The organism is uncultured Nitratireductor sp., from assembly GCF_913053745.1.
GTDB lineage: Bacteria > Pseudomonadota > Alphaproteobacteria > Rhizobiales > Rhizobiaceae > Nitratireductor.
On the sequence record NZ_CAJXGF010000206.1, the window covers coordinates 1 to 6,600 of the forward strand.

Below are 6,600 nucleotides of genomic sequence, written 5' to 3' on the forward strand. Positions count from 1 at the left end.
CACATCGCCTGCCGTCACACCCGCTTCCGGGTCGATGGCGAGTGTGAGGATCTTTTCGGGCGTCTCTTCGGCCACGGCCTCGATGTCCATACCGCCCTCGGTGGAAACGACGAAGGCCGGACGACCGACGGTGCGGTCGATGAGGATGGAGAGGTAAAGCTCGCGGTCGATGTCCGCGCCGTCCTCGATATAGAGGCGGTTGACCTGCTTGCCGGCCGGGCCGGTCTGCTTTGTGACGAGCGTGTTGCCCAGCATCTCGTTGGTGTGCGCCACGACTTCCTCGACGCTCTTGGCAAGCCGCACGCCGCCCTTCGCGTCAGGGCCGAGTTCCGTGAATTTGCCTTTGCCGCGCCCACCGGCGTGGATCTGGCTCTTCACCACATAGAGCGGTCCGGGAAGCTTCTTCGCGGCAGCTTCGGCTTCGCCCTTTTCGAACACCGGCACACCATCGGCCACCGGTGCGCCATAGCCCTTCAAAAGCTGCTTGGCTTGATACTCGTGAATGTTCATTGGAGGCCTACTCCTACTTCTTCAGGTTGGGCGCGATGTTGGCGCAGGCCTCGCAAAGGCCGGCGACGGCCTCGACGGACTTGTCGAACATCTTCTGCTCGTTCTTGTTCAGGTCGATCTCGATGACGCGCTCGACACCGCCAGCGCCGATCACCGACGGCACGCCGACATACATGTCCTTGACGCCGTATTGACCGGAGAGATGCGCGGCGCAAGGCAGGACACGCTTCTTGTCCTTGAGATAGCTCTCGGCCATGGCGATCGCCGAGGAGGCCGGGGCGTAATAGGCGGAGCCGGTCTTCAGCAGGCCGACGATCTCCGCGCCGCCGTCACGGGTGCGCTGCACGATCTCGTCGATCTTTTCCTTGGAGGTCCAGCCCATCTTGACCAGATCCGGGATCGGAATGCCGGCAACCGTGGAGTAACGCGTCAGCGGCACCATGGAATCGCCGTGGCCGCCGAGAACGAAGGCCGTCACGTCTTCGACGGAGACCTTGAACTCTTCCGACAGGAAGTAGCGGAAGCGCGCCGAGTCCAGCACGCCGGCCATGCCGACCACATGGCTCTTCGGCAGGCCGGAGAACTTCTGCAGCGCCCAGACCATGGCGTCGAGCGGATTGGTGATGCAGATGACGAAAGCGTTGGGGGCGTATTTCTTGATGCCCGCGCCGACCTGTTCCATGACTTTCAGGTTGATGCCCAGAAGGTCGTCGCGGCTCATGCCCGGCTTGCGGGCGACGCCGGCGGTGACGATGCAGACATCCGCGCCCTCGATGGCTGCGTAGTCGTTGGCGCCAACCATCTTGGCATCGAAGCCCTCTACCGGCGAGGATTCGGCGATGTCCAGCCCTTTGCCCTGGGGAATGCCCTCGGCAATGTCGAACAGGACGACGTCGCCCAGTTCCTTCAAGCCCGCCAGATGTGCGAGCGTTCCACCGATCATGCCGGAGCCGATAAGAGCGATCTTGTCGCGTGCCATGTGGTTAGAATTCCCCCTTGTGTCGAAAGGATAGGTGGTGAGATGAATGTGTGAAGAAAAATGCGCGCGTCGCGTTTTGCCTGTGTCGTGTCACACCGATAGATCGGGCCTACGTCCTGCCGCTTTCATTCCCGAAAGGCACGGCAAACTCGTGGCGTGGCCCGTTTCATAAGCATCTCTGGAATAAGCATACTGGCAGGAAAATTCAACCGGTTCTTACACTGTCAAAAAATTCAATCGTTTAGACAGTTCGGGGATTACGTAAACGTAAGAATTTTGCCTCAAAACTGTGCAAACGCAATCAGTGCGCCACCGCTTCGGGCGCTTTTCGGCCTCACGAGACCTCAAGCTCTTCTCTGTGTCTGACCATCGACTGCGGTCGCTTCCCCTTCGGCTCGCGCGCTCGTCCGTGCCAGCCAGTCCCGGCTTTGCATTTCGATCAGCCGCGAGGCGGTGCGGTCGAATTCGAACGCTTCTGTGCCGTCTTTCTCCGTGTAAAGCGCTTCGGGTGTGGCCTCTGCCGAGATGAACACACGGGCCTCGGCGTCGTAGAGCGTGTCGATCAGCAGGATAAAGCGCTTCGCTTCGTTCCGACGCCGCTTATCCATTGTCGGCACATGGTCGATGAAGATCGTGTCATACGCGCCGGCGATAGCCAGATAGTCACGCGCGCCAAGGGGCTTCTCGCAAAGTTCCGCGAAGTCGAATCGCGCGGCCGTGCCGGCCGCCCGCGGCACCGGCACCGTGCGTCCCTTCACCGTCAGCGCTGACGGTTCGACGGTTCGTCCGTCCACGACCGTGTTCCAGGCATCGTTCATCTGCCGCTCGGATTCCGCATCGTCCGGTGTCATGTAAACGGGAATGCGGTTGAGCTTCTGCATCCGGTAATCGGTGTCGATATCCAGTTCGAGGATGCGTGTGTTTTCTTTGAGAATGCCGATAAACGGCAGGAAAAGCCCGCGGTTCAGGCCGTCCTTGTAAAGATCGTCCGGCGCGACGTTGGACGTTGCCACCAGCACGACACCCTGGTCGAAAAGCGCTGAGAAAAGGCGCGATAAAATCATCGCGTCGGCAATATCGGTAACGGTAAACTCGTCGAAACAAAGGACCCAGGCATCCTTCGCCAGAGCGGCCGCGACGGGCGGGATCGGGTCGGTGTCCTGTGTTTCGCCGGCTTTCAGTGCCGCGCGATGCCGACCGATCCGGTCATGCACATCCGCCATGAAGTCGTTGAAGTGGGCGCGCCGTTTGTGATCCACAGGAACCAGTTCGTGAAACAAGTCCATGAGCATCGTCTTGCCGCGCCCGACGCCGCCATGGATATAGAGCCCGCGTACCGGTTCCTGTGGCTTGCGGCGCTTGGCGAACAGCCAGCCGAGCGCGCTAGACTTGCGCGCCAACCGCTTGTCCGCGATCTCGCCGATCAGCCGGTCGAGCGCACCGGCGATTTTCTCCTGCACCGGATCGCGCGAGATCTTGCCCGTCTCGACCAGATGTCCGTAACGCTGTGTGACGGATGGATGGGTTACGAGACCGTCACGCAGCGTCATGTCAGGCTTTCAATTTGGCCCTTTGGCCGAAAATGTGTTGGTGATCTGGTTCAGCGCGACAGCGAGATGGGCTGACCGGACGTTGTCTGTCCGTCGAAGCGGCCCGAGCCTGAAGAATAGAGCGTTGCCAAAACACTGCCGTTTGCGTCGTAGAAAGCGAGTTGTTTGCCCTCGACATTCCACGATTTCACGCCGTCTATCGGCGCGGGGCAGCGCAGCGGACCGGCGCGGTAACCGGAGCCGAATTTGGTCTGCGGCGTTGCGACCCGGCACGACTGGCCGGCGACGTTCACGCTCCAGACACCGGCAACGCTGCCCGTCGAAACCTCGGCTGCGGTGCTCGGATCGATGGCGGCCATCTGCGTTTGCTGTTGCTGCTGTTGTGGCGCTTCGGGGAACTGAGACGGGTTTGCCGGTGCGGGTGTGGAGGAGGGCGGCGGCAACTGGTTGGAGGTCACCACGCCCGATGGCGCGGATGGAAGCGGCTCCGGCGCGCGATTGTTCATGGATGAGAACCGGTCGCTCTGACAACCGGCCAGCGCCAGTGCCATCAGCGATACTGCCAGAAGTGCGGTTTTGTTATGCGGCATGCCGTTTCTCCGTTGCGCGACCAATGCACTAGCGTCCAGATCGGTTCCATTAACGTTCGATCGTGGCGAAGTTTGGCGATTATAACAGCTCACCCATGGTTAAGAACCGGTTTCACGCAGGTCGTTCCGTAACTGTTTCTTATCGGCAACAGTTTTCACACCGTCGCTTCGATGTTTCGGGAACCAGCATCCCCCTTCGGCGTTGAAAGAGCTCAACAGGCGCTGAGCGCTCCGCGCGTCCATCCTTTGTCCGGGCCGGAGAGCGGCAAACAGGCGGCGAGAGGGCCGCGGCAGCGCCACAAAGGAGGGCAGAAAATGCTGAAATGGATTCTCATTCTCTTGATCGTCGCTGCTGTCGCGGGCCTGTTGGGCATGAACAGTCTTGCAGGTGCGGCGATGACCGGCGCAAAACTCCTGATCGCCGTGGTGCTGGTCCTGTTCCTGCTCGCGGTGCTCGGCATTGTCGCCATCGCTTGACATCCCGGTCGATGGATGAGGTCGATTGTCTGGTAATTTTGCCCATCATCAGCCATATAGGCGCCTGAGACGTAAGGTTTTGGAGCCGCAATGGCGCGCGAGGCAGAATTTGCGAAGATGAACGGCCTCGGCAACGCAATCATCGTTGCCGATATGCGCGGGCGCGCGGACAGGGTTTCGCCCGAAGCCGCCCGCGCGCTCAATGCCGATCCCGCGACCCGGTTCGACCAGATCATGGCGATCCACGATGCGCGCGTCGCCGGCACGCACAACTATATCGAAATCCTAAACTCCGATGGCAGTCAGGCGCAGGCGTGCGGGAACGGCACGCGCTGCGTGGTTCAGGCGCTCGCCGCCGAAACCGGGCAGAAAGTTTTCACCTTCCAGACCGTCGCCGGCATCCTCAATGCCGAGGAGCATGAGGATGGCCTGATTTCGGTCGACATGGGCAAACCGCGTTTCGGCTGGGAGGATATTCCGCTTGCCGAAGAGTTCCGCGACACACGCATGATCGAGTTGCAGGCCGGGCCCATCGACGCGCCGGTGTTGCATTCGCCTTCAGTCGTCTCCATGGGCAATCCGCATGCGATCTTCTGGGTCGACGGAGATGTTAGCGCATACGATCTGGAGCGCTTCGGCCCGTTGCTCGAAAACCATCCGATCTTTCCCGAGCGCGCCAACATCTCTGTTGCGCGGGTGACCGCCAATGACGCTTTGACCCTGCGTACATGGGAGCGCGGGGCAGGGCTGACCCTCGCCTGCGGGTCGGCTGCCTGTGCGGCCGCCGTTTCCGCCGCGCGCACCGGCCGTACGGGGCGCCATGTCACCGTTACCCTGCCGGGTGGACCGCTCGATATTCTGTGGCGCGAAGACGATCACGTCGTAATGACCGGTCCCGCCGAATGGGAGTTCTCCGGCCGGTTCGACCCCGCCACCGGCGCCTGGGAGCGTGAGACCGAGGGAGCGGCCTGAATGGCGGTGGATGTCATGACATTCGGCTGCCGGCTGAACGCCTACGAGTCCGAGGTCATCAAGCGCGAGGCGAAGGAAGCCGGGCTTGAGGAACTGGCTGGCGGGGCGGTTGTCATCAACACCTGCGCCGTCACCGGCGAGGCGGTGCGCCAGGCGCGGCAGGCGATCCGCAAGGCGCGTCGCGAGAATCCGGACGCCCGCATCATCGTCACCGGCTGCGCCGCACAGACGGAGCCGGGCACTTTCGACGCCATGAACGAGGTGGACCTCGTTCTCGGCAATGAGGAAAAGCTCAAGGCTCACAATTACCGCGCCCTGCCGGATTTCGGCGTGAACCAGTTCGAGAAGGTCCGCGTCAACGACATCATGGAAGTGCGCGAGACCGCATCGCACATGGTCAAATCCATCGAAGGCCGCGCGCGCGCCTTCGTGCAGGTGCAGAATGGCTGCGATCATCGCTGCACTTTCTGCATTATCCCCTATGGCCGTGGCAATTCGCGCTCCGTGCCTATGGGCGCTGTGGTTGACCAGGTGCGCCAGCTTGTCGGCAATGGCTATGGCGAAGTGGTGCTCACCGGCGTGGATCTCACCAGCTTCGGGGCCGATCTGCCTGGCAGTCCACGCCTCGGACGGCTGGTCTCCACCATTCTGCGCGAGGTACCGGAACTGATGCGGCTTCGCCTTTCCTCCATCGATTCCATCGAGGCGGATGAGGAACTGATGCGCGCGCTGGCGGAAGAGGAGCGGCTGATGCCGCATCTCCACCTGTCGCTGCAGCACGGCGACGACATGATCCTGAAGCGCATGAAGCGCCGCCATCTGCGCGCCGATGCGATAGAGTTTTGTCAGCGCGTTCGCGCGCTGCGTCCCGATGCGGTGTTCGGTGCCGACATCATCGCCGGCTTCCCGACCGAGACCGACGCCATGTTCGAGAATTCGCTGAAGATCGTTGAGGAATGCGGTCTGACGCATCTTCATGTCTTTCCCTTCAGCCCGCGCGAGGGCACGCCGGCAGCCCGCATGCCGCAGTTGGAGCGTGGTCTGGTGAAGCAGCGCGCCGCGCGTTTGCGCGCTGTGGGCGATGCGGCTTACGAACGGCATCTGGCCGCGCTCGGGGGCACCCGTCAGCGCATTTTGATCGAGCGGTCGGGACTTGGCCGCACGGAAGGCTTTACGCTGGCCGCGCTTGATGAGGGCCGGCCCGGGCAAATTGTCGATGCGCGGATCACCGGCCACGACGGGGAGCGGCTCACTGCGGTCGCGGTCACACAGGAAGCGGCATAGCAGGCATGGCATTCGGATTTATCAAGAAGGTCTTCTCTTTCGGCAAGAAGCAGGTCGAGGAGACGCCCTCCGACGAAGCGGCCGAAACCGATGCGCCGGAAGCCGGCGTTACGACGCAATCGGCTGAGGAAAACGCCGTTGCCGGTTCGTCCGAGGCCTTGACGACCCCAACACCCGCCCCTGAGGTCGTTCCAGAGCCAGAGCCAGAGCCAGAGCCAGAGCCAGAGCCAGAGCCAGA

General features: G+C 62.0%; 7 protein-coding genes and 1 pseudogene. 4 read left to right on the plus strand and 4 right to left on the minus strand.

What is annotated here, in order from left to right; translation table 11 throughout:
- From QZ638_RS21775 to QZ638_RS21790, 4 genes are all read right to left on the minus strand, one after another.
- The coding region (locus QZ638_RS21775; RefSeq protein WP_366936273.1) for an ATP-grasp domain-containing protein at positions 1-510 on the minus strand (510 nt) is incomplete at its 3' end.
- 13 nt (positions 511-523) lie between these two features.
- Positions 524-1,489, minus strand: coding sequence for a malate dehydrogenase (gene mdh / locus QZ638_RS21780; RefSeq protein WP_295814455.1), 966 nt, complete (start codon positions 1,487-1,489; stop codon positions 524-526).
- A gap of 344 nt (positions 1,490-1,833) precedes the next feature.
- Entirely contained in the window at positions 1,834-3,039 is a 1,206-nt protein-coding gene (gene zapE / locus QZ638_RS21785; protein WP_295814458.1) for a cell division protein ZapE, read from the minus strand.
- 50 nt (positions 3,040-3,089) lie between these two features.
- Positions 3,090-3,629: a protease inhibitor Inh/omp19 family protein gene (locus QZ638_RS21790; protein WP_295814460.1), complete on the minus strand. Its 540-nt coding sequence runs from the start codon at positions 3,627-3,629 to the stop codon at positions 3,090-3,092.
- A gap of 315 nt (positions 3,630-3,944) precedes the next feature.
- Between QZ638_RS21790 and QZ638_RS21795 the strand changes: the two genes are divergently transcribed.
- The 4 genes and pseudogenes from QZ638_RS21795 to QZ638_RS21810 form a co-directional block, all read left to right on the plus strand.
- Positions 3,945-4,106: a DUF1328 family protein gene (locus QZ638_RS21795; protein ID WP_229449847.1), complete on the plus strand. Its 162-nt coding sequence runs from the start codon at positions 3,945-3,947 to the stop codon at positions 4,104-4,106.
- Between the two features lie 90 nt (positions 4,107-4,196).
- Positions 4,197-5,078 carry a diaminopimelate epimerase gene (gene dapF / locus QZ638_RS21800; protein WP_295814465.1) on the plus strand — a complete coding sequence of 294 codons (882 nt, stop codon included), beginning with the start codon at positions 4,197-4,199 and terminating at the stop codon, positions 5,076-5,078.
- A complete protein-coding gene (gene mtaB / locus QZ638_RS21805; protein WP_295814469.1) occupies positions 5,079-6,362 on the plus strand; it encodes a tRNA (N(6)-L-threonylcarbamoyladenosine(37)-C(2))-methylthiotransferase MtaB in 1,284 nt (427 codons plus the stop codon).
- A 5-nt stretch (positions 6,363-6,367) separates the two neighbouring features.
- Positions 6,368-6,600: pseudogene (locus QZ638_RS21810) on the plus strand (signal recognition particle-docking protein FtsY); the annotation flags it as partial.

Bases quoted from the DNA above. Each gene is read 5' to 3' on its own strand.
- mdh (WP_295814455.1), bottom strand. From the start codon at position 1,489: ATGGCACGCGACAAGATCGCTCTTATCGGCTCCGGCATGATCGGTGGA.
- zapE (WP_295814458.1), bottom strand. From the start codon at position 3,039: ATGACGCTGCGTGACGGTCTCGTAACCCATCCATCCGTCACACAGCGT.
- QZ638_RS21790 (WP_295814460.1), bottom strand. From the start codon at position 3,629: ATGCCGCATAACAAAACCGCACTTCTGGCAGTATCGCTGATGGCACTG.
- QZ638_RS21795 (WP_229449847.1), top strand. From the start codon at position 3,945: ATGCTGAAATGGATTCTCATTCTCTTGATCGTCGCTGCTGTCGCGGGC.
- dapF (WP_295814465.1), top strand. From the start codon at position 4,197: ATGGCGCGCGAGGCAGAATTTGCGAAGATGAACGGCCTCGGCAACGCA.
- mtaB (WP_295814469.1), top strand. From the start codon at position 5,079: ATGGCGGTGGATGTCATGACATTCGGCTGCCGGCTGAACGCCTACGAG.